At 69.7% G+C, this 21,904-nt stretch carries 17 protein-coding genes and 1 pseudogene; 10 read left to right on the forward strand and 8 right to left on the reverse strand.

Features of this window, described 5'->3' with window-relative positions; all coding sequences use genetic code 11:
- Positions 1 to 59 precede the first annotated feature (59 nt).
- The 3 genes from fomD to ACKTSN_RS17175 all read left to right on the forward strand — a co-directional run bounded on the left by fomD (position 60) and on the right by ACKTSN_RS17175 (position 4,945).
- Positions 60 to 752 (forward strand): cytidylyl-2-hydroxypropylphosphonate hydrolase, encoded by a 693-nt coding sequence (gene fomD / locus ACKTSN_RS17165; protein WP_409469927.1) that lies wholly within the window; start codon positions 60 to 62, stop codon positions 750 to 752.
- A 329-nt stretch (positions 753 to 1,081) separates the two neighbouring features.
- Positions 1,082 to 3,151: a SpoIIE family protein phosphatase gene (locus ACKTSN_RS17170; protein ID WP_409469928.1), complete on the forward strand. Its 2,070-nt coding sequence runs from the start codon at positions 1,082 to 1,084 to the stop codon at positions 3,149 to 3,151.
- A gap of 330 nt (positions 3,152 to 3,481) precedes the next feature.
- Positions 3,482 to 4,945, forward strand: coding sequence for a catalase (locus ACKTSN_RS17175; protein ID WP_409469929.1), 1,464 nt, complete (start codon positions 3,482 to 3,484; stop codon positions 4,943 to 4,945).
- A gap of 50 nt (positions 4,946 to 4,995) precedes the next feature.
- Here the strand turns inward: ACKTSN_RS17175 and ACKTSN_RS17180 are convergent, their stop codons facing one another.
- Complete coding sequence (locus ACKTSN_RS17180) at positions 4,996 to 7,287, reverse strand: transglycosylase domain-containing protein (protein ID WP_409469930.1); 2,292 nt, start codon at positions 7,285 to 7,287, stop codon at positions 4,996 to 4,998.
- 268 nt (positions 7,288 to 7,555) lie between these two features.
- On the opposite strand from ACKTSN_RS17180, the gene ACKTSN_RS17185 reads away from it, so the two are divergent.
- From ACKTSN_RS17185 to ACKTSN_RS17205, 5 genes are all read left to right on the forward strand, one after another.
- Positions 7,556 to 8,527 carry an SPFH domain-containing protein gene (locus tag ACKTSN_RS17185; protein ID WP_409469931.1) on the forward strand — a complete coding sequence of 324 codons (972 nt, stop codon included), beginning with the start codon at positions 7,556 to 7,558 and terminating at the stop codon, positions 8,525 to 8,527.
- Complete coding sequence (locus ACKTSN_RS17190; RefSeq protein ID WP_409469932.1) at positions 8,524 to 8,772, forward strand: hypothetical protein; 249 nt, start codon at positions 8,524 to 8,526, stop codon at positions 8,770 to 8,772. Before ACKTSN_RS17185 ends, ACKTSN_RS17190 begins: the two co-directional genes overlap by 4 nt.
- A 94-nt stretch (positions 8,773 to 8,866) precedes the next feature.
- On the forward strand, positions 8,867 to 9,391 hold the full coding sequence (locus ACKTSN_RS17195) for a PadR family transcriptional regulator (protein ID WP_409469933.1): 525 nt from the start codon (positions 8,867 to 8,869) through the stop codon (positions 9,389 to 9,391).
- Complete coding sequence (locus ACKTSN_RS17200) at positions 9,388 to 10,077, forward strand: ABC transporter ATP-binding protein (RefSeq protein WP_409469934.1); 690 nt, start codon at positions 9,388 to 9,390, stop codon at positions 10,075 to 10,077. The genes ACKTSN_RS17195 and ACKTSN_RS17200 overlap by 4 nt, the downstream gene beginning before the upstream one ends.
- On the forward strand, positions 10,074 to 12,404 hold the full coding sequence (locus ACKTSN_RS17205; RefSeq protein WP_409469935.1) for an ABC transporter permease: 2,331 nt from the start codon (positions 10,074 to 10,076) through the stop codon (positions 12,402 to 12,404). The genes ACKTSN_RS17200 and ACKTSN_RS17205 overlap by 4 nt, the downstream gene beginning before the upstream one ends.
- Before the next feature lies 1 nt (position 12,405).
- On the opposite strand, the gene ACKTSN_RS17210 is transcribed toward ACKTSN_RS17205, so the two are convergent.
- Positions 12,406 to 13,362, reverse strand: coding sequence for a LysR substrate-binding domain-containing protein (locus ACKTSN_RS17210; protein WP_409469936.1), 957 nt, complete (start codon positions 13,360 to 13,362; stop codon positions 12,406 to 12,408).
- A gap of 134 nt (positions 13,363 to 13,496) precedes the next feature.
- Between ACKTSN_RS17210 and ACKTSN_RS17215 the strand changes: the two genes are divergently transcribed.
- Both ACKTSN_RS17215 and ACKTSN_RS17220 read left to right on the forward strand, forming a co-directional pair.
- A complete protein-coding gene (locus ACKTSN_RS17215; RefSeq protein WP_409469937.1) occupies positions 13,497 to 14,051 on the forward strand; it encodes a peroxiredoxin in 555 nt (184 codons plus the stop codon).
- A 5-nt stretch (positions 14,052 to 14,056) separates the two neighbouring features.
- On the forward strand, positions 14,057 to 14,590 hold the full coding sequence (locus tag ACKTSN_RS17220) for an alkyl hydroperoxide reductase (RefSeq protein ID WP_409469938.1): 534 nt from the start codon (positions 14,057 to 14,059) through the stop codon (positions 14,588 to 14,590).
- Positions 14,591 to 14,677: 87 nt separating this feature from the next.
- Here ACKTSN_RS17220 and ACKTSN_RS17225 read toward each other — a convergent pair whose 3' ends face one another.
- The 6 genes and pseudogenes from ACKTSN_RS17225 to ACKTSN_RS17250 form a co-directional block, all read right to left on the reverse strand.
- Positions 14,678 to 15,994, reverse strand: a complete 1,317-nt coding sequence (locus ACKTSN_RS17225; protein WP_409469939.1) for an AI-2E family transporter — start codon at positions 15,992 to 15,994, stop codon at positions 14,678 to 14,680.
- A 124-nt stretch (positions 15,995 to 16,118) separates the two neighbouring features.
- Complete coding sequence (locus ACKTSN_RS17230) at positions 16,119 to 16,823, reverse strand: transglycosylase SLT domain-containing protein (protein WP_409469940.1); 705 nt, start codon at positions 16,821 to 16,823, stop codon at positions 16,119 to 16,121.
- A gap of 420 nt (positions 16,824 to 17,243) precedes the next feature.
- Positions 17,244 to 18,569 carry a PhoH family protein gene (locus ACKTSN_RS17235; protein WP_409469941.1) on the reverse strand — a complete coding sequence of 442 codons (1,326 nt, stop codon included), beginning with the start codon at positions 18,567 to 18,569 and terminating at the stop codon, positions 17,244 to 17,246.
- A gap of 314 nt (positions 18,570 to 18,883) precedes the next feature.
- On the reverse strand, positions 18,884 to 19,657 hold the full coding sequence (locus tag ACKTSN_RS17240) for an isoprenyl transferase (protein WP_385510832.1): 774 nt from the start codon (positions 19,655 to 19,657) through the stop codon (positions 18,884 to 18,886).
- Positions 19,658 to 20,327: 670 nt separating this feature from the next.
- Positions 20,328 to 20,852 (reverse strand): annotated as a pseudogene (locus ACKTSN_RS17245) (class I SAM-dependent methyltransferase); the annotation flags it as partial.
- A gap of 55 nt (positions 20,853 to 20,907) precedes the next feature.
- Positions 20,908 to 21,780, reverse strand: a complete 873-nt coding sequence (locus tag ACKTSN_RS17250) for an LLM class flavin-dependent oxidoreductase (RefSeq protein ID WP_409469942.1) — start codon at positions 21,778 to 21,780, stop codon at positions 20,908 to 20,910.
- Positions 21,781 to 21,904 lie beyond the last annotated feature (124 nt).

The following is a 21,904-nucleotide window of genomic DNA, read 5'->3' on the forward strand; positions in this document are numbered from 1 at the left end:
GCGCGTGAACCGTGACGCGCGCCGCAGCGTCGTATGCCGGTGACACCTAATATCTGTGCATGGCGGACGACGGAGCGGTGAGACGCGTGGAAGCGGGCGGAGCAGCGGCCTTCTGGGCGCCCGGGAGCCGGATCCTGTGGCGGTACCGGGAGAACGGCGGCGACCGCTTCCACATAGCGCGCCCCGTCACCGTCGTACAGGACGATGCCGAGCTGCTCGCCGTCTGGATGGCGCCCGGCACGGAGTGCGTCAGGCCGGTGCTCGCCGACGGTACGCCGGTGCATCAGGAGCCGCTGGAGTCGCGCTACACCAAGCCGCGGACGGTGCAGCGCGACCGGTGGTTCGGTACGGGTGTGCTGAAGCTGGCGCGGCCCGGTGAGCCCTGGTCGGTGTGGTTGTTCTGGGATCCGGGCTGGCGGTTCAAGAACTGGTACGTCAATCTCGAGGAGCCGTTGGCGCGTTGGGACGGCGGGGTGGACTCCGAGGATCACTTTCTCGACATCTCCGTGCACCCCGACGGCAGTTGGCACTGGCGGGACGAGGACGAGTTCGCGCAGGCCCAGCGGGACGGGCTGATGGACGCCCCGTCGGCCGCGCGGGTCAGGGCGGCGGGGCGGTCCGCGGTGGAGGTGATCCGCGCCTGGGGGCCGCCGTTCTCGGACGGCTGGGAGCACTGGCGCCCCGATCCGTCCTGGTCCGTCCCCCCGTTGCCGGACGACTGGGATCGTACGCCCGTGCACGTGTCCTCATGAGACCCTTGATGCGCCCCGGGGCAAGAAACGTAGGATCGTCCTCCGCAACCGCAAAAAGCATGGCCGGTGCGCAGCACCGTCGTTGAGGGGTGGTGGCCGGGTGGCGGGTGGGAGTCCGGCAACAACTCCCGGAGTGCACACTGTGCTTGACCACATGTCACCGAGGGGCGGCAGGACGTGAGCGAGGGGTACCAGGGCAACACCCGTGCGGGCCACGATCGGTCCGCCGGCGGCACAGGAACAGCCTCTGACCACGCGGGAAATCCGTTCCTGGGGCACGTATTCCGGGTATCGGGATTCCTGCGGGACGAACTGCACGCCCCGGACGGATGGATGCGACACGCGTGACGGAGCAGCCGACCTCCTTCGAGCGCCCCCAGCCGGGCGTCGACCCCGCGGACCCCCGCGGGGCGCTCCTGCGTTCCCAGGCGCCCGCACCGCACGCTGGTGCCGCCGCCTTACCCGCGCAGGGCCGCAGCACCGGCGAGACGCCCTCGGGCACGTCGGTGACGCCGAGCGACGGCGCCGGCCCCGAGCACTCCCAGCCGGCCGCCACCGAGACCGACACCCACCGCCCGCGCCCCACGCCGGAGGCCATTCCGGCGCAGCCCGGTCTTGAGCCGGAGCGTTCCGGCCCCGGCGGCAAGGAGCGGCGTACCGGGCAGGTCACGCCGCCCGGCCGGCCCACGCCGATGCGGCGGGACGGGGACCGGCTGCGGTTCGTGGGCGCCGCGACCCGGCGGATCGCCCGCGGTATCGACCTCGACGAGATCGTGATGGGGCTGTGCCGGGCGACCGTGCCGACCTTCTCCGACGCGATCCTCGTCTATCTGCGCGACCCGCTGCCAGTCGGCGACGAGCGGCCCACGGGCCCGGTCGTGCTGCGGCTGCGCCGCACCGACCGCATTCCGGAGGAGCGGGACACCGAGGGCGGGTTCCAGCCCGTGCTCCAGCCGGAGCCGTCGGAGCTGTCGGCGCTGACCGCCGAACTGTGCGAGGTGCTCCCCGGCGGCGCGCTCTCCGAGGTGCTGCGCGGGGTGCGGCCGGTGTTCGCCGACGCGCCCGCCGCTCGTGCCGCGCTGCCCGAACTCATCGGCGAGGGCGGCGAGTCGGTGATCCCGGGCGGCCAGCGGGCCATCCTCGCCCCGTTGCGCGGCCGTCGCCGGGTCATCGGCGCCGCGGTCTTCCTGCGCCGCCCGGAGCGGATCCCCTTCGAGGCCGACGATCTGCTGGTGGCCGCCCAGCTGGCCACGCACAGCGCGCTCGGCATCGACAAGGCCGTGCTGTACGGGCGGGAGGCGTACATCGCCGACGAGCTGCAGCGGACCATGCTCCCCGAGACCCTGCCGCAGCCGACGGGCGTGCGGCTGGCCTCGCGCTACCTGCCGGCCGCCGAGACCGCGCGGGTCGGCGGCGACTGGTACGACGCCATCCCGCTGCCCGGCAGCCGGGTCGCCCTCGTCGTCGGTGACGTCATGGGCCACTCCATGACGTCCGCCGCGATCATGGGCCAGCTGCGCACCACCGCGCAGACGCTGGCCGGCCTCGACCTGCCGCCGCAGGAGGTGCTGCACCACCTCGACGAGCAGGCCCAGCGGCTGGGCACCGACCGCATGGCGACCTGCCTGTACGCCGTCTACGACCCGGTCACGCACCGCATCACCATCGCCAACGCCGGCCATCCTCCGCCGGTCCTGCTGCACCTGGGCGGCCGGGCCGAGGTGCTGCGGGTGCCGGCGGGCGCCCCGATCGGTGTCGGCGGCGTCGACTTCGAGGCCGTGGAGCTGGACGCCCCGGCCGGAGCGACCCTGCTCCTCTACACCGACGGGCTGGTCGAGTCCCGCCTGCGCGACGTCTGGACCGGCATAGAGCAACTGCGCGAGAAGCTCGCCGCGACCGCGCAGCTCACCGGCCCCGACCATCCGCCGCCCCTCGAAGCCCTGTGCGAAGAGGTGCTGGACATGCTGGGCCCCGGCGACCGGGACGACGACATCGCGCTGCTCGCCGCCCGCTTCGACGGGATCGCGCCGAGCGACGTGGCGTACTGGTCCCTGGAGCCGGAGGAGATGGCCCCCGGCAAGGCCCGGCGGCTGGCCCGCAGCGCACTCGCCCGCTGGGACCTGGAGGAGCTCACCGACCCGGTGGAGCTGCTGGTCAGCGAGGTCGTCACCAACGCCGTGCGCTATGCGTCACGGCCGGTCACGTTGCGGCTGCTGCGTACCGACGTGCTGCGCTGCGAGGTCGGCGACGATGTGCCGCAGCTGCCCCGGCTGCGGCAGGCGCGCCACACCGACGAGGGCGGACGCGGGCTGTTCCTGGTGAACCGGCTGGCCCGGCGATGGGGGGCGACACGGCTCAGCACCGGGAAGGTGGTCTGGTTCGAACTCAACCAAGGGTGACCCACCGGACACTCTCGGAATCGGACCTGAATTAGACCCCGTCCAAAAGTTGCCGACTGCCTGTCGGCGGGGTTGACTGGCCGGGTGACCAGGTCACCCGGCCCGAGGTCCGACGGGAGGACCGCTCTTGAACCCTCCCTCTGACTCGGCAGAGGGATTCCTGGCTCACGCCGCTCGGTCGCTCAGCGAGCGGCCGAGGCTTACACGATCAACACCAGCCGGGTTGGAACCAGCCCGGTGTCCCCGACCTCAGCGACCGTGGCGGGGACGGGCGTTCGCCTTGGCAACGATTCACCGATCCGAGTGACCGTTCTTCCCCGGGGAGGACAAGTGACGCAGGCACCCCAGCAGTTCCCGTACACCACCAACAACCACGGCATCCCGGTCGAGAGCGACGAGCACTCGCTGACCGTGGGCTCCAACGGCCCGATTCTGCTCCAGGACCACTACCTCATAGAGAAGATGGCCCAGTTCAACCGGGAGCGGGTCCCGGAGCGGGTGGTACACGCCAAGGGCAGTGGTGCATACGGAGTCTTCGAAGTAACCAACGACGTCAGCCAGTTCACCAAGGCCGACCTCTTCCAGCCGGGGAAGCGCACGGAGATGCTGGCGCGTTTCTCCACCGTCGCGGGTGAGCTCGGCTCCCCCGACACCTGGCGCGACCCACGTGGCTTCGCCCTGAAGTTCTACACGGAGTACGGCAACTACGACCTCGTCGGCAACAACACGCCGGTCTTCTTCGTCCGTGACCCGCAGAAGTTCCAGGACTTCATCCGCTCCCAGAAGCGCCGGCCGGACAACGGGCTGCGCGACAACAACATGCAGTGGGACTTCTGGACCCTCTCCCCCGAGTCCGCGCACATGGTGACGTGGCTGATGGGCGACCGGGGCGTTCCGAAGACGTATCGCAACATGAACGGGTACTCCTCCCACACCTACATGTGGGTCAACCGCGGCGGCGAGAAGTTCTGGGTCAAGTACCACATCAAGACCGATCAGGGCATCGACTTCCTCACCCAGGAGGACGCGGACCGCATGGCCGGCGAGGACGCCGACTGCCACCGCCGGGATCTCTTCCAGGCCATCGAGCGGGGCGACCACCCGTCCTGGACCGTGCACGTGCAGGTGATGCCGTTCGAGGACGCCCCGGACTACCGGTTCAACCCGTTCGACCTGACCAAGGTGTGGCCGCACGGCGACTACCCGCTGATCGAGGTCGGCCGGATGACCCTGAACAAGAACCCGGAGGACTACTTCGTCCACATCGAGCAGGCCGCGTTCGAGCCGTCCAACATGGTGCCGGGCATCGGGCCGTCCCCGGACAAGATGCTGCTCGGCCGGCTGTTCTCGTACCCGGACACGCACCGCTACCGGATCGGCCCCAACTACGCGCAGCTGCCGCCCAACCGGCCTCGCTCGCAGGTGAACTCGTACGCCAAGGACGGGCCGATGCGCTACGAGCCGGCCAACACCGGTGCGCCGTACGCGCCGAACTCGTACGGCGGGCCGGCCGCGGCCGTCGACCGGTTCGGGGACATCGCCGGGTGGGAGACCGCCGGTGAAATGGTGCGGGAGGCCTACCGGCTGCACCGCGAGGACGACGACTTCGGGCAGCCCGGCACGATGGTGCGGCATGTGCTGGACGATGCGGCCCGGGACCGGCTCGTGTCCAACGTCAGTGGTCACCTGAAGAACGGGGTGACCCGGCCGGTGGTCGACCGGGCCCTGCAGTACTGGCGGAACATCGACAAGGAGATCGGGGATCGGATCGCGCACAATGTCAATGGCGCCTGATTCCCCGACAACGAAGAGGGGTGCCCGGCGAAACGCCGGGCGCCCCTCGTTCACTCCTCTTCGCCCGGCTCCACCGGATCCAGCGTGATGTCCCCGTCCGGAGGCCTCGTCGTCGGCGTCTGCGTCGGGGTCTGGGTCGGGGTCTGCGTCGGTGTCTGGGGCGGGGTCTGCGTCGGCGTCTGCGTGGGCGTCTGGGTCGGGGCTTCGGACGTCGGGGCCTGGGTCGTCGGCTCCTGCGTCGGGGTCTGGGTGGGCGTCCGGCTCGGGGTCCGGGTCGGCTGGACGGCCGCGCCCTGGTCGGTCTCCAGGTCGAACCGGGTGACGTCGCCCATCGCGCCGAAGGTGTACTCGGCCCAGATCATGGCGGGGAAGCCACCGCCGTTGACGCGCTCCTCGCCGCCCGCGCCGTAGAGCGAGGACTGCGCGTACGTCTTGGGGTCCTCTCCGAAGACGCCGACGGAGGTGACCAGTTCGGGCGTGTAGCCGGTGAACCAGGCCGACCTGTTCTCGTCGGACGTACCGGTCTTGCCGGCGACCTGCTGGCCGTCGCGGGCCGGGTTGTCGCGCACGGACGTGCGGGCCGTACCGTCGTCGACCACGCCCGTGAGCACCGACGTCACGGTGTCGGCGGCCTCGCGGCTGATGACCTGCTCGCCGATCGGGTCGGGCATCTCGACGGCGGTGTCCTTGTGCTTGGCCGACGCCACGATCGACGGGGTGACCTTCTTGCCGTGGTTGTCGAGGGTGGCGTAGACGCCGGCCATCTCCAGCGGGCTCGCGCCCATGGTGCCCAGGGTTTGGGCCGGCACCGACTGGAGGTCCTTGGCGTCCATGCCGAGCCGTTCCGCGACCTCCATGACCTTGTCCATGCCGACGTCGACGCCCATCTGCGCGAAGACGGAGTTGATGGACTTGTTCATCGCCGTCTGCACGGTGACGTCGTCGTAGTCGACGTCGTCCTCGTTCGGCGGCGCGAAGCCGACCTTCTCGCCGTCGTCCACGACCGGGCGCTTGCTGTCGCCGTCGTAGATCGTGTGGGCGGTGATCGGGGTGCCGTCCTGGGTCTCGGCGCCCTCGTCGACCGCCGCGGCCAGGATCAGCGGCTTGAAGGTGGAGGCGGGCTGGTAGTCGGTGCGCGTCGCGTTGTTCGTGAAGTGCTTGACGTAGTCGACGCCGCCGTACATCGCGAGGACCTTGCCGGTCTTCGGGTCGACGGAGGCGGCGCCGGCCTGGACATCCGCGTCGACCTCCCGCTCGTCCGGGTCGAGCTTGCTGGTGAGCTGCTCCTTGGCCGCCTTCTCCAGCCGGGTCTGCTTCTTCTTGTCGATGTTGACCGTGATGGTCCAGCCGCCCAGGTCGATCTTCGTCAGGGCCTCCTCCAGGTCGGACGCCGAGCCCTGGGCGACCAGTTGCCTGGCCAGTTCCTGGTTGGCCGCCTTCACGATGTAACCGTTCTGGCCCTCCATGCCGGGCGCGGCAGTGGGCTCCTTCGGCGCCGGGAACTTCATGCCCTGGCGCTCGGCGGAATCCAGCCAGCCCTGCTCGACCATGTTGTCCAGGACGTAGTTCCAGCGTTCCTTGACCAGTTGCTTGCCCGTCTCGGAAGCGACCGCCCAGTCGTAAGAGCTCGGCGCCTGGAGCAGCGCGGCGAGGTACGCGCCCTGCTCGACGGAGAGGTCGCTCGCGTCGACGCGGTAGTAGGCCTGGGCGGCGGCCTGGATGCCGTAGGCGCCACGGCCGTAGTAGCTGGTGTTGATGTAGCCCGCGAGGATGTCGTCCTTGGACTTCTCGCGGTCCACCTTCAGGGAGATCACCAGCTCCTTGAGCTTGCGGGTGACCGTCTGTTCCTGGGTGAGGTAGTAGTTCTTGACGTACTGCTGGGTGATCGTCGAGCCGCCCTGCTTGCCCTTGCCGGAGAGGGTGTTGAGCAGACCTCGGGCCGTGCCCTTGAGGTCGACGCCGGAGTCCTTGTAGAAGGTCTTGTTCTCGGCGGCGACGAAGGTCCGCTGGACCTTCTTGGGGACCTGGGCGAGGTCGACGACCTCGCGGTTGACCTCGCCGTCGCGGACGAGGGTCGTGCCGTCGCTGTACTTGTAGACGTTGCTCTGCTCCTTGGCGAGCGCGTTCCCCTTGGGGATGTCGATCACCAGGTACAGCACGATGAAGCCGCCGATGCCGAGCAGGCAGAGACCGAGGAACGTGCCGAGGATCTTCTTCCAGGTGAACAGCCGGCGTATGAAGCTCTTGCCGTCGTTCTTCCCGGCTGCTCGTCCCGAGCGGCGCCTGGGCGCCGCGCGGTGGCCACCGCGCTGTCGCGCTCGTCTCTCTTCCGCTCGTCCCATGAGTCCGTCTGCTCCGCTTCGTTGTCGGCTGTCACTCCGGTGCCCAGTGCAAGTCAGCTCAGAAAGCTAACACCGCCGTCTATGACCCACTCCGGCCGATTCGGTCTTTTACGGGCGTGACAATCAGCACCCTTCCCAATAGAACCGACGCCTGAGTGGGGGTTGGGGTTGTCGTGACGGGGTAAAGTGATATCACTTAGCTAGATCCGCGATAGATGTAGATTCCAGACAGACGGTCGGATACAGACCGAAGAACGGGGGAATCACCATGTCCACGCACAACACCGCACCCACCGCCGACGTCCCCGACATGCCCGCCCCGCGCGTGCGGGAGTTCACGGCGCACAGCATCGGCGGCGGACTCGCCCTGCTCCTGGGCCTGATCGGGCTGCTGGCCGGCATCGGTATGGCCGTGTCCGCCTCTGCGGTCTCGGGGGCCGGCGCGAAGGCCGCGCTGATCACCGTCGGTGTACTCGTCGGCATCTCCGCCTTCGTCGCCATGTGCGGGCTGAACATGGTCGCGCCGGGCGAGGCCCGGGTCGTCCAGCTCTTCGGGCGCTACCGGGGCACGATCCGGCAGGACGGTCTGCGCTGGGTGAACCCTCCCCCACTCTCGGCTTCGCTCGAGCGGGGGGACCCCCATTCCTCCCGCACGAAGATCTCCACCCGCGTCCGCAACCACGAGACCGCGGTCCTGAAGGTCAACGACGCGTACGGCAACCCGATCGAGCTCGCCGCGGTCGTGGTGTGGAAGGTCGAGGACACCGCGCAGGCCACCTTCGAGGTGGACGACTACATCGAGTTCGTCTCCACGCAGACCGAGGCGGCGGTCCGGCACATCGCCATCGAGTACCCGTACGACGCCCATGACGAGGACGGCCTCTCGCTGCGCGGCAACGCCGAGGAGATCACCGAGAAGCTCGCCGTCGAACTGCACGCGCGCGTGGAGGCGGCCGGCGTGCAGATCATCGAGTCCCGCTTCACCCACCTCGCCTACGCCCCCGAGATCGCTTCGGCGATGCTCCAGCGGCAGCAGGCCGGCGCGGTCGTCGCGGCCCGGCGGCAGATCGTGGACGGGGCCGTCGGCATGGTCGAGGCGGCGCTGGCGCGGCTCACCGAGCGCGACATCGTGGAGCTGGACTCCGAACGGAAGGCGGCGATGGTGTCCAACCTGATGGTGGTGCTGTGCGGGGACCGCTCCGCACAGCCGGTCCTCAACACCGGGACGCTCTACCAGTGACGGCTCCTTCCGGGGGTTCAACCCCTCAGCGTCGGCCGCAGCAGCGCAAGCAGGTGCTGCTGCGGCTGGACCCGGCGGTGTACGAGGCGCTTGCCCTGTGGGCGGGCGATGAGCTGCGCTCGGCGAACGCGCAGATCGAGTTCCTCCTGCGGAAGGCCCTGGCGGACGCGGGTCGGCTGCCGAAGGAGACAGGGCCACTTCCCCGCCGCGGTCGCCCGCCCGGGGGTTCAGTGGCAGAACCGTGACAATCGGCCCTCACCTGGGCCGTCGCACCCCCTGCCATGAGCTGCACACCCGATGTATACACACGACGTATACCCCGTGTGTAGAGTGCTCCGCATGTCCATCGGTCACACCCTCCTGGGCCTCCTTGAATCCGGCCCCCGTCATGGCTACGACCTCAAGCGGGCCTTCGACGAGAAGTTCGGTCAGGACCGGCCGCTGCATTACGGCCAGGTCTACTCGACGATGTCCCGCCTGCTGAAGAACGGGCTCGTCGAAGTCGACGGAATCGAACCGGGCGGCGGGCCCGAGCGGAAGCGGTACGCCATCACCGACGCCGGGATCACCGACGTCGAGCGGTGGCTCGCGACGCCGGAGAAGCCCGAGCCGTACCTTCAGTCGACCCTGTACACCAAGGTCGTCCTCGCGCTGCTCACCCGGCGCGACGCCGCCGAGATCCTCGACACCCAGCGCTCCGAGCACCTGCGGATGATGCGGATCCTCACCGACCGCAAGCGCAAGGGCGACCTCGCCGACCAACTGATCTGCGACCACGCCCTGTTCCACCTCGAGGCCGACCTGCGCTGGCTGGAACTGACCGCCGCGCGCCTCGACAAGCTCGCGGCGGCGGTGGCCGAGTGACCGCTCCTTACGGTTCCCTGCTCGTGGCCGAAGGGCTGCGCAAGACGTACGGTCCCACGACCGCCCTCGACGGCGCCGAGTTCTCCATCCACCCCGGCGAGGTCGTCGCCGTGATGGGCCCTTCCGGCTCCGGCAAGTCGACGCTGCTGCACTGCCTCGCCGGGATCGTCACGCCCGACGAGGGCTCGATCCGCTACGACGGCCGGGAGATGGCCACGATGAGCGACGCCGAGCGCAGCGCGCTGAGACGCTCGGAGTTCGGGTTCGTCTTCCAGTTCGGCCAGCTCGTGCCCGAGCTCACCTGCGTCGAGAACGTGGCCCTGCCGCTGCGGCTGAACGGCACGTCCCGCAAGGCCGCCGAGCGTACGGCGCTGTCCTGGATGGAGCGCCTGGAGGTCGACGGGATAGGCAGGAAGCGGCCCGGTGAGGTCTCCGGCGGTCAGGGGCAGCGGGTCGCCGTGGCGCGGGCGCTGGTCACCAGTCCGCGGGTGCTGTTCGCCGACGAGCCGACCGGCGCGCTGGACTCCCTCAACGGGGAGCGCGTGATGGAGCTGCTGACGGACGCGGCCCGCTCGACCAACGCGGCCGTCGTCCTGGTCACCCACGAGGCGCGGGTCGCCGCCTACTCCGACCGCGAGATCGTCGTACGGGACGGGAAGTCCCGGGACATGGAGCGCGTCGTATGAGGCTCCGTCAGTGGTCCAGGGATCTGGCCATGGGCGTCGGGTTCGCGTTCACCGGCCGGGGCGGCTGGGTGCGGGCGGTGCTCATGGCGGTCGGCGTCGGGCTCGGTGTGGCGCTGCTGCTGCTCACCACCGCGCTGCCGAGCGCGCTGACCGCCCGGGACGAGCGCGAACGGGCGCGCACCGACTTCACGTTCAGCGAGACGACGCCGCCGAAGACGGACGCCACCCTGCTCGTCGCCAACGTCGGCACCACCTTCCGCGACAAGGACATCCGGGGCCGGGAGCTGGAGCCGGAGGGCGCGAAGGCTCCGCTGCCGCCGGGCGTGGCGGAGTTCCCGGCGGCGGGCGAGATGGTCGTCTCCCCCGCGCTGAAGGAACTGCTGACGTCGGCGGACGGGGCACTGCTGCGCGAGCGGCTGCCCGACCGGATCGTCGGCACCATCGCCGAGCCCGGCCTGATCGGCTCTCATGAACTCGCCTTCTACCGGGGCGGCGAGGAACTCGCGTCGAGGCTCGACGGCGGCCGGGTCGCGCGGATCGAACGGTTCGGGGAGGAGATTCCGGGCACGTCCGAGCCCTGGGACCCCGTTCTGCTCCTGCTGGTCCTGGTCGTCTTCGTGGTGCTGCTGATGCCGGTGGGTGTCTTCGTCGCCGCGGCCGTACGGTTCGGCGGGGAAGGGCGCGACCGGCGGCTCGCGGCGCTGCGGCTGGTGGGCTCCGACCGTCATATGACCCGCCGGGTCGCGGCGGGAGAGGCACTCGCCGGGTCCGTGCTGGGCCTGGTGTTCGGTACCGGTTTCTTCCTGATCGGCCGGGAGATCGCGGGCTCGGCCGAGGTGTTCGAGGTCAGCGTGTTCCCCAGCTACCTCAACCCCTCTCCCGTCCTTGCCGCACTGGTCGCTCTCGCTGTCCCGCTCGCGGCCGTCCTGGTCACCCTGTTCGCCCTGCGCGGCGTGGTCATCGAGCCGCTCGGCGTGGTCCGCACGGCGAAGCAGCGCCGCCGCCGGCTGTGGTGGCGGCTGCTGCTGCCGCTGGCCGGCCTCGCGATGCTGGCCCCGATGATCGGCCAGGGCAGCGACGGCGGCGACTTCAACCAGTACCTGGTCGTCGGCGGCGTGATGCTGCTGCTCATCGGCGTCACCGCGCTGCTGCCGTGGATCGTCGAGGCGGTCGTGGCCCGGCTCGGCGCCGGCTCGGTGTCCTGGCAACTGGCCGTCCGCAGGCTTCAGTTGAGCAGCGGTACGGCGGCCCGCACGGTCAACGGCATCGCGGTGGCGGTGGCCGGCGCGATCGCGCTGCAGATGCTGTTCGCCGGTGTGGAGGACGACTTCACCGTCGAGTCCGACCAGGACGTCTCGCGGATCCAGATGCAGATGTCCGTCCCGGAGGGCATGCCGCTCACCGAGGCCGCGGAGGAGTTCCGGCGGACCGAGGGGGTGCGCAGGGTGTATGCGTACTCGGAGGGTTATCTGGGCGAGCGGCGCTCGGATCCCGAGCTCAGCACCATGGTGACCGTGGGCGACTGCGCCTCGCTGCGGGAGGTGGCGAAGCTGCCGTCCTGCCGTGACGGTGATGTGTTCGCCGTGTCGGGCGCGGAATACGACACCGACACGGACACCATGGCGAAGCCCGGCCGGACGGTGTACTTCGACCCCACGTACGAGGGCAGCCCGAAGGGCGCGGAGACCGCCTGGACCCTGCCGGCCGTGAAGCAGGCCAAGGCGTCCCTGGACATGACCGGGGGCGAGCGCGGCGGCCTCCTCGTCACCCCGAAGGCGCTGCCCGCGGCGGCCCTGTCGAGCCTGACCGGCGAGGTCTATCTGCGGCTCGACGAGTCCGTACCGGACGTACGCGATCTGGTACGCAACACGGCGAAGGCCGTCGACCCGCTCTCCGAGCCCATGGTGTGGGTGTCCAGCGAGCGCTCCGACCGCTACGAGAGCATCCGCACCGGCCTGCTCGTCGGCGCCACCTGCGTCCTGGCCCTCATCGGCGCGAGTCTGCTCGTCTCCCAGCTGGAACAGCTCCGCGAGCGCAGGAAGCTGCTGTCCGCCCTGGTCGCCTTCGGCACCCGGCGCCGCACGCTGAGCCTGTCGGTGCTGTGGCAGACGGCGATCCCGATCGTGCTCGGCCTGACCCTGGCCTCCGTGGTGGGCCTCACCCTGGGCGCGGTGCTGCTGAAGATGACGGCCACCCCGGTGAACGTCGACTGGGTGAGCGTGCTGGCGATGACCGGCATCGGCGCGGGCGTGGTCCTGCTGGTGACGCTGCTCAGCCTGCCGCCGCTGCTGCGGCTGATGCGCCCGGAGGGCCTGCGCACCGAGTGACTCAGTCGGCGCCGTCCACCACCCGTACGGGCTGCGGCCGCAGTGCCTCGCGCAGTGCGGCCGCCAGCTCCTCGTACTCGCCGCCGCGCGCCGCGCCGGTGCGCATGGCCAGGGCGATACGCCGGGTCGGCGCGGGGTCGGCGAAGTAACCGGTGAGGAGCTGATCGCTCCGGCTCGTCTCGACCTTGACGGCGGTGCGCGGCAGCAGAGTGCACCCGAGCCCACCGGCGACGAGCTGGACGAGGGTGGACAGCCCGGCGGCCGTGGTGGTGACGGGCGCGTCCTCGCGCCCCGCTTCCCGGCAGATGTCGAGTGCCTGGTCGCGTAGGCAGTGCCCTTCGTCGAGCAGCAGCAGATTCAGCTCTTTGAGGGCCTCGCGCGGAATGCCCTCCCGCCCGCCGAGCCAGTGGTCCAGCGGTGTGACGAGCACGAAGTCCTCGTCGAACAGGGGCAGTTCGGACACTCCTGGCATCCCGAGGGGCACGGCGAGCAGCAGCAGGTCGAGACGCCCGGAGGTCAGCCCCTCGAGGAGGTTGGCGGTCTGCTCCTCGTGCACCTGGAGGTCGAGGTCGGGATAGCGGTCGTGCACCAGCCGCAGCACGGTCGGCAGGAGATAGGGCGCGACGGTCGGAATGACGCCGAGCCGCAGTGCCCCGGTGAAGGGCGCACGAACCGCCTCGGCCTCCTCCATCAGGGCCCCCACCTCACTCAGCACCGCCTTCGCCCGTACGGCCAGCCGCTCACCGGCGGGCGAGAGCAGCACCTTGCGGGTCGTACGCTCGAGGAGGGTGACGCCGAGGACCTCCTCCAGGGCGGAGACGGCCCCGGAGAGGGCGGGCTGGCTCATGCCGATCACGGCGGCGGCGTCACGGAAGTGCAGATGCTCGGCCACGGCGGCGAAGGCACGCAACTGGGCAAGACTGGGCTGCCTCCTCTTGCTCACATTACCGACGGTCACCGATAGCTACCTCCGATCAATCCGACCGAGTGTAGCTATTTCCATAATCAATGCGCGTTGTGCCACGATCACCAACGTCCAACCCCATGGGAAACGCCCACACAATGGGCGTTTCTTCGCTGCAAGGAGAGCTAGTGCTCACTGTCGGTGACAAGTTCCCCCAGTTCGAACTGACTGCCTGTGTCTCGCTGGAGCAGGGCAAGGAGTTCGAGAAGATCAACCACAAGACCTATGAGGGCAAGTGGAAGGTGATCTTCGCCTGGCCCAAGGACTTCACCTTCGTGTGCCCGACCGAGATCGCGGCCTTCGGCAAGCTGAACGAGGAGTTCGCCGACCGCGACGCCCAGGTCCTCGGCTTCTCCGGTGACTCCGAGTTCGTGCATCACGCCTGGCGCAAGGACCACGACGACCTGCGTGACCTGCCGTTCCCGATGATGGCCGACTCCAAGCACGAGCTGATGCGCGACCTCGGCATCGAGGACGAGGAGGGTTTCGCCAAGCGGGCCGTCTTCATCGTCGACCAGAACAACGAGATCCAGTTCTCGATGGTGACCGCCGGCTCGGTCGGCCGTAACCCCAAGGAGGTCCTGCGGGTCCTCGACGCGCTCCAGACGGACGAGCTGTGCCCGTGCAACTGGAGCAAGGGCGACGAGACCCTGGACCCGGTCAAGCTGCTGGCCGGTGAGTGACTGACATGTCCCTCGACTCCCTGAAGTCCTCGATTCCGGACTACGCCAAGGACCTGAAGCTCAACCTGGGCTCGGTCATCGGCAACTCCGAGCTGCCGGCGCAGCAGCTGTGGGGCACGGTGCTGGCGACCGCCATCGCCTCCCGCTCCCCCATCGTCCTGCGCGAGCTGGAGCCGGAGGCCAAGGCGAACCTGTCGCCCGAGGCGTACACGGCGGCGAAGGCGGCGGCCGCGGTCATGGCGATGAACAACGTCTTCTACCGCACGCGCCACCTGCTGTCCGACCACGAGTACGGCACCCTGCGCGCCGGCCTCCGGATGAACGTCATCGGCAACCCCGGTGTCGACAAGGTCGACTTCGAGCTGTGGTCCTTCGCCGTCTCCGCCATCAACGGCTGCGGCATGTGCCTCGACTCGCACGAGCAGGTCCTGCGCAAGGCCGGCATCGACCGCGAGGTCATCCAGGAGGCCTTCAAGATCGCTTCCGTCATCCAGGCGGTCGGCGTCACGCTGGACGCCGAGGCGGTACTGGCCGAGTAGCCGGACCAAGCCCCCCGCGTGCGGGCCCCGTTCACCTTCGTGGTGGGCGGGGCCCTGTCCGTTGCCGCGGAAGTCTTGTGGAGACGGTCAGTGCGCGTCCGACGGGGGGTTGGGCGGCGACGGGGCGATGGACGTCGCTGTCGCGCCGTGTGGCTGAGGGGACTGCCGTAGCGCCTCCTGGGAGTACGACCGCAGATAGCCGACCACCGTATTGGTCACCGCCACCAACGGCACCGCCACGACCGCGCCGCCGATCCCGGCCACCAGGCCCCCGGCCGTGACGGACAGCACCACGGCCAGCGGATGCACCCGCACCGCCCGCCCCAGAATGAACGGCTGCAGGATGTGCCCCTCGATCTGCTGGACCGCGAGGACGACCACCAGCGTCATCACCGCCGTGAAAACGCCCTGCGTCACGAGCGCGACCACGACCGCCAGCGCCCCGGACACCACCGCACCCACCAGCGGGACGAAGGCACCGAGGAAGATGAACACGGCGAGCGGCACGGCCATCGGAACGTCCAGGAAGTAGATCCCCAGGCCGATGAAGATCGCGTCGATCAACGCCACCACCACCGTGCCGCGCACATACGCCGTCAGCGTCCGCCAAGCCCGCGGCCCCGCCCCGGCGACTCCCGGCCGTGCCGCCGCCGGCACCAGCTTCAGCGTCCACTGCCAGATGCGCGGTCCGTCGTAGAGGAGGAACAGCGTGCAGAAGACCGCGAGCAGGATCCCGGCAAGCGCCTCGACGACGACCGTCACGCCCTCCAGCCCCGCGGTCGTGATCTGCTCGGTGTTCGCGCCGATTGCCTCCCGCAGGTTCTCGGCGATGTCGTTGATCTGCTTGTCGGTGACATGGAAGGGACTGTCGAGCAGCCACCTGCGCAACTCGTCGATGCCGTCCTGGACCTGGTCGGAGACGTTGTCGATGTTCTCCATGACCTGCCAGGTCACGAACCAGCCGATGAGCCCCATGACAACGAAGCCGAGAATCGCGGTGAGCACCGTGGCCGGCCCGCGCGGCACCCCGTACCGCCGCAGCCGCGCCACCGTCGGCTGCAGCAGAGCGGTGATGAGCAGCGCCGCGACAAACGCCAGGACCAGCAGCTGTACGGCACTGATGACCCGCATCAGCACCCACAGCGTGCCCGCCAGCACCAGCAGCCGCCACCCGGCCTCGGCGGCGACCCGCACACCCCACGGCACGGCCTGCGCCGGATCGGGCCGGACGACCGTCGGCGCGGCGGCGCCCTCGGCGGGTGCGGACGCCTGCGCGGCGGCCGCCGGCTCCGGCTCGGGCTCGGCGTGCTCCTTCTCCGCCTCGGCCCGGCGTTCCTCCCACCGCTGGCCCATATCTGCCAGCCGGGTCCCGAGCCGGCTCAGCCACCGTGGCACTCGCGACATGATCCGTCCCTTTCCCCCGTCTGTCCCCACCGCTCCCCCTGGAGTCGTCCATTCAGACCGTACATGGCCGAAGCCCCTCACCAAGGGACGGTGAGGGGCTCGGAAAAGTTGAGCGGGGGGCGGCTCAGTACCAGTGGTTGGCCTGCCAGAACGACCAGGCGTCGCAGGGACTGCCGTAGCGCTCGTTCATGTAGTTGAGGCCCCACTTGATCTGGGTGGCCGGGTTGGTCTGCCAGTCGGAACCGACGGAGGACATCTTGGAGCCGGGCAGCGCCTGGAAGAGGCCGTAGGCACCGGAAGAGGGGTTGACCGCCCGGTAGTTCCAGTCGGACTCGTGGTCCACGATGTTGCTGAAGCACTGGAACTGCCCGCTCGGCACCATCGAGGCCGCCATCGACTGGATCTCGGCGATGGTGTACGAGCTCTGGACGGCGAAGTCGGACGCGTCCCGGGCGGCTTCGCGGCTGGCCGCCTGCTCCGCCTCCTCGCGCTCCTTGGCTTCCTGGGCCGCCTTCTCTGCCTTCTCTGCGGCTTCCTTCTTCGCGATCGCGGTTTCGGCGGCCGCCCTGCGGGCCGCCTCCTCGGCGTCCTTCTTGGCGCTCGCGTCGGCGGCGATGGCCTGCACGTCGGCCTGCTGTGTCAGGGACGCGGTCTGCACCTGGGCCTGCTGGCCCGCGGGTATGTCCGCGAGGAGCGTCAGGTCGGTTGCCGCCGCCTCGGCGTCGTTGTTCTGCGCGGTGCTGCCCGAGGCAACGCCGACGACGCTTCCGACTGCGGTGACCGCGGTGGCCGAGGCCACTGCGAATCCCCGGACCGAAATCCGGCTCACACGGTTTCCTTCCAGCATCGCCCGCTTCGGTGACCCTGGCGGACGCAATCGTGCCCCTGGCACTGGCCTCCCCAACTGCGGGGTCACGGGAGGCGCGGGCCCGGTGGGCAACTCCCCACAGGGGAGCGCCGCATGGTGCTCGGGCGGCATACGACGGAGTTATGGAGTTAGCGGTGTTGCTTCCGTTGTGCCGTACCGCTGGGGGTACAGGTGTGTCGTATGCGGGGCCTGACAGGAGTGAGACTCTGCCGTAACCGGACGGCGGGTGGCAATTCTGAGTTGCGTGTGAAAGCTCACATCCTGTTTGGCCCTGGGATTTTTGAGAAACCGTGACGCGCGAAGGCGCCGCCCGACTAGGCTCTCAGCCTTTGCCGAACGGCGCCAACTACCGCGTAACCGCCCCGAGATGGGGCGCGAGGGTCAGATCTGCCCGTCCTCCAGCATTTCGGTCACAAGCGCCGCGATCTGGGACCTCTCGGACCGCGTCAGCGTGACATGCGCGAAGAGCGGATGCCCCTTCAGTTTCTCGACGACGGCGACGACACCGTCGTACCGCCCCACGCGCAGATTGTCCCGCTGTGCTACGTCATGGGTCAGAACAACCCGTGAATTGGCGCCGATTCGGGACAGAACAGTCAGCAGTACGTTCCGCTCCAGCGACTGCGCCTCATCCACGATCACGAACGCGTCGTGCAGCGAACGCCCGCGGATATGCGTGAGCGGCAGCACCTCCAGCATCCCGCGCGCGGTGACCTCTTCGATGACCTCGCGGCTGGTGACCGCGGACAGCGTGTCGAAGACCGCCTGAGCCCAGGGGCTCATCTTCTCGGCCTCGCTGCCGGGCAGATAGCCGAGCTCCTGCCCGCCCACCGCGTACAGCGGACGGAAGACCATGATCTTCTTGTGCTGACGGCGCTCCAGGACCGCCTCCAGACCCGCGCACAGCGCCAGCGCCGACTTGCCGGTGCCGGCCCGGCCGCCCATCGACACGATCCCGACGTCCGGGTCGAGCAGCAGATCCAGCGCGATGCGCTGCTCGGCACTGCGGCCCTTGATGCCGAACGCCTCCCGGTCGCCGCGCACCACTCGGACGTTGCCCTCCGGGGTCACCCGGCCGAGTGCCTTGCCGCGCTCGGACTGGATGGTCAGGCCGGTGTGGACGGGCAGGTCGGCGGCCTCGGGGACGTAGACGTGGCCTTCCTCGAAGAGGATGTCCACCTGCTTGCCGGGCAGGGTCAGTTCGGACATTCCGGTCCAGCCGGAGGCGTCCGTGATGGCCAGCTCCGCGCGGTACTCCTCGGCGAGGAGGCCGACCGACGACGCCTTGATCCTGAGCGGGAGGTCCTTCGACACGACGGTGACGTCGAACCCCTCGGCCTGCAGGTTGCGGGCGACCGCGAGGATGCGGGAGTCGTTGTCCCCCAGGCGGTAGCCGGTGGGCAGCACGCTGGGGTCCGAGTGGTTGAGCTCGACACGCAGGGTGCCGCCGAGGTCCCCGATCGGGATGGGGGCGTCGAGACGGCCGTACCGCACCCGGAAGTCGTCGAGCAGGCGCAGTGCCTGCCGGGCGAAGTACCCGAGTTCGGGATGGTGCCGCTTGGCCTCCAGCTCCGTGACCACGACGACGGGGAGCACGACCTCGTGCTCGTCGAAGCGGTTCAGGGCGTTCGGGTCGGCCAGCAGGACGCTGGTGTCGAGAACATAGGTGCGCCGGTCTGGCTTGTGGCGCTTTGTGCTGGTCACCACGGAAGGACGTACCCCCTCGGATGAGGTCGGGGAGCGACGGAGATGAGCTGGACCGGTCGACGGCTCCGATGCACGGGCCGAGAACCGGCCCTCACGTTGCTTCGTCCGTGCTGTGACCGCACGATCGGGCTGGTGCAAAGGGCCTCCCGGGCGGACGGCCCCGTGCCGCCCGCTGAGATCCGACACCCGTGGTTCGGGTGTCGACCTGATTGCCTTATGCCCTCGAACGTGCGCTGCCATGCCACGGCATATGACGGCGCCCTGGTGAACTCCTTGTGAAGCGGGGTACGTCCGCTGCTGCGGGGGTTCGTCCGTCAGCCGCCGTAACGACGGTGGCGCGCCGCGTAGTCACGCAGGGCGCGCAGGAAGTCGACCTTGCGGAAGGCCGGCCAGAAGACCTCACAGAAGTAGTACTCGGAGTGGGCCGTTTGCCAGAGCATGAATCCGGACAGCCGCTGCTCACCGCTGGTGCGGATCACCAGATCGGGGTCGGGCTGGGCACCCGTGTAGAGGTGCCGGCCGATCATGTCGACGTCGACGGTCTCGGCGACGTCCTCGATGGACCTGCCCTTGTCGGCGGCGTCCAGCAGCATCGAACGGACGGCGTCGGCGATCTCCTGGCGGCCGCCGTAGCCGATGGCGACGTTGACGAGTATCCCGTCGACGTGCGCCGTGGCCTCCTCGGCCTCCTTGAGCGTGGTCTGCATCTGCTGCGGCAGCAGATCGAGGGTGCCGACGTGGTGGACGCGCCAGCGGCCGTCGGCGGCGAGGGTGCGCACGACGTCCTCGATGATCCCGAGCAGCGGGACGAGTTCCTCCTGGGGGCGGTCGAAGTTGTCCGTCGACAGCAGCCAGAGGGTGACGACCTCGACGTCCGTCTCGGAGCACCAGCCGAGGAACTCCTCGATCTTCTCCGCGCCGGCCCGGTGACCGTGAACAGTGGTGGAGCCCGCGGCCTTCGCCCAGCGCCGGTTGCCGTCCATGATGACGCCGATGTGCTTGGGCACCTGAGCGTGGTCCAGGTGGCCTTCCACCCGGCGTGCGTACAGTCTGACCAGCAGGCCGCGCAGCTTGTCGCGCAGGTTCACGTGATTGTCAGCCCCTCCGTACGGTGGCGGTCCCCGCGGGCGAAGCCTACCCCTGCGGGGTTTGGGCGGGGGTTCTTGGGTGCGGGTGGGCCCAGTTGGTGGGGGGTGCGTCTGCCTGTTGGGGTCTGCGGGTTGTCTTGGGCAGGTCGCGCCCACGCGGCGGAGCCGCATATCGACACAGCCCCGCGCCCCTTGAGGGCGTGCCGTCGCCGTCTCTTGGGAGTGCCCCGCATCTGTAGAAAAAACGGGCCGGTCCGTGGGGGGGGAGACGGACCGGCCCGAGGGGGGGTTTCCACCATAACCCTTCGTAAGGGATGCTGCGTGCATCGGCGCGCAATAACTACTCTCCGGAATCGTCCGGCAACGCGCCGGTGGCCACGGAACGTGCGGCTCACAGGGGGTTCACAGCTGACTCATGGCTGAATCCCGGGCGTCCCCCTGATGGGCGAACGGCCCTACGGAGGCTTGACGTACAGGGCACCGCGCAGCCCCCTCCGCTGCGCGGTGCGGCCCGCGCGGCTTTGCTCCCGCGAATTACCTTGGCCTGAACTTACGTGAAGATGTCGGTGTGAATCCAGGGGCAGACGATAACGATGTGAAAACCCTGTGACCTGCAGGGAGGACCGGATCCGACCTAGTGCCGGCCTGGCGTCCCTTGCGTGACCGTCTTGCGGGCGGTGCGGTTGTCGTCCGGCTGCGGTCCGAGGAAGTACTCGACGAGTTCGTAGCAGCTGCCGGGGCCGACGTGCTGGGCGAAGTACGTGCCGCCGGGCTCCAGGACGCGGGCGATCTCCGCCCAGTGCGGCTGTACGGGGTGCCGGCTGACGACGAGGTCGAAGGCGGCGTCCGCGAAGGGCAGCGGCGCGTCCTCGGGCGTGGCGACGACGGCGACGCCGCGGGGGCGGAGCAGGGCGGTGGCCTTGGCGACGTTCGGCGGCCAGCCCTCCGTCGCGACGGTGAGGCGGGGTTGGTGCGGGGCCGCGCCGAGGGCGAAGCCGAGGACCTCGCCTCCGCCGGTCTGGAGGTCGAGGGCGGCCCTCGCGCGGCCCAGGCGCCCGGCCATCGACTCCGCGTACCGCCACACGGGCCGCTCCTCCGTGGCCCGGCCCTCGAACCAGGAGAAGTCCCAGCCCTCGGTGGGGACGGTGGCCCCTTCGGTGACGAGTTCCTCGAAGGTGCGCTGGTCGTGATCCATGCGCTGATCGTCGCAGGGCGTTGTCAGTGGCCGCTGCTGATTTCGGCGAACGTGGCTACGGGACCAGAGGCCGCACCTCCCGCGCGGTGAAGCGCAGGAAGCCCTCGGGGTCGGGTTCGTCGGCCGTCGGCTGGAGGATCACCGAGTCGGCGCCGGCCTCACCGAGGCGTCGGACAGCCGCGGCAACGGTGGCCGCGTCACCGGCGACACCGAGGTCGGGCACGGAGGCGAGACCCTCGGCGGTGAGTTCGGCGCGCAGCCGGGCGGGGGCGTCGGGGCCGGTGGCCGTGAGGAGGTAGACGACGATGCGGTGCGGGTCGGTGCGGTCGGCCGACTTGCGGCCCTCGTCGACGAGTTGACGCGCCCGGCGTACGCCCTCGGGCGGTGTGGCGGCGGTGAGGATCGTGCCGTCCGCCGCCTCGCCGGAGAGCCGGAGCGTACGCGGGCCGGTGGCACCGGCGAGCACCTCGACCGGGGCCTGCGGCGGCCAGTCCAGGGCGACGTCGTCGAGCATGACGTACCGGCCCTCGGTGGTGATCCGCTCCCCGCTCAACAGGGCCCGCAGCGCGAGGAGATGCTCGCGCAGCAACGTCACCGGCGACTCCACGCGCGCCCCGACCTGGCCCATCCAGTCCTGCACCCCGTGTCCGACGCCGAGGATCGCGCGGCCCGGGAACATTCGGTGCAGCGAGGCGGCCTCCATCGCGGTGACGGCGACGTTCCGCAGCGGCACGGGCAGCAGGCCGACACCCACCCGTACCCGTTCGGTCCAGGCGAGAGCGGCCGCGGCCGTGGAGATGCCGCCCTCACGGAAACAGTCCTCCCACAGCCACAGCTCATCGAGCCCCGTCTCGTCGGCGAGACGGGCGAGGGCACGCAGCCGCTCAGGAGGGAGTTGCGGACGGAATACTGCGCCGAGTTCGGTCATGCCTTCTTCCTATCCAGCCGGCGCCCGCCCCAACACCCCCACGCGCCGCGCACGGCTCACCTCACCGTTGTCCGATCCACGCCCCGAGCGCTGCATCGAAGGATGTACGACGGTTTCGTCCGGC

Origin of the sequence: Streptomyces flavusporus (genome assembly GCF_046267975.1) — a bacterium.
Taxonomy (GTDB): Bacteria; Actinomycetota; Actinomycetes; order Streptomycetales; family Streptomycetaceae; genus Streptomyces; species Streptomyces flavusporus.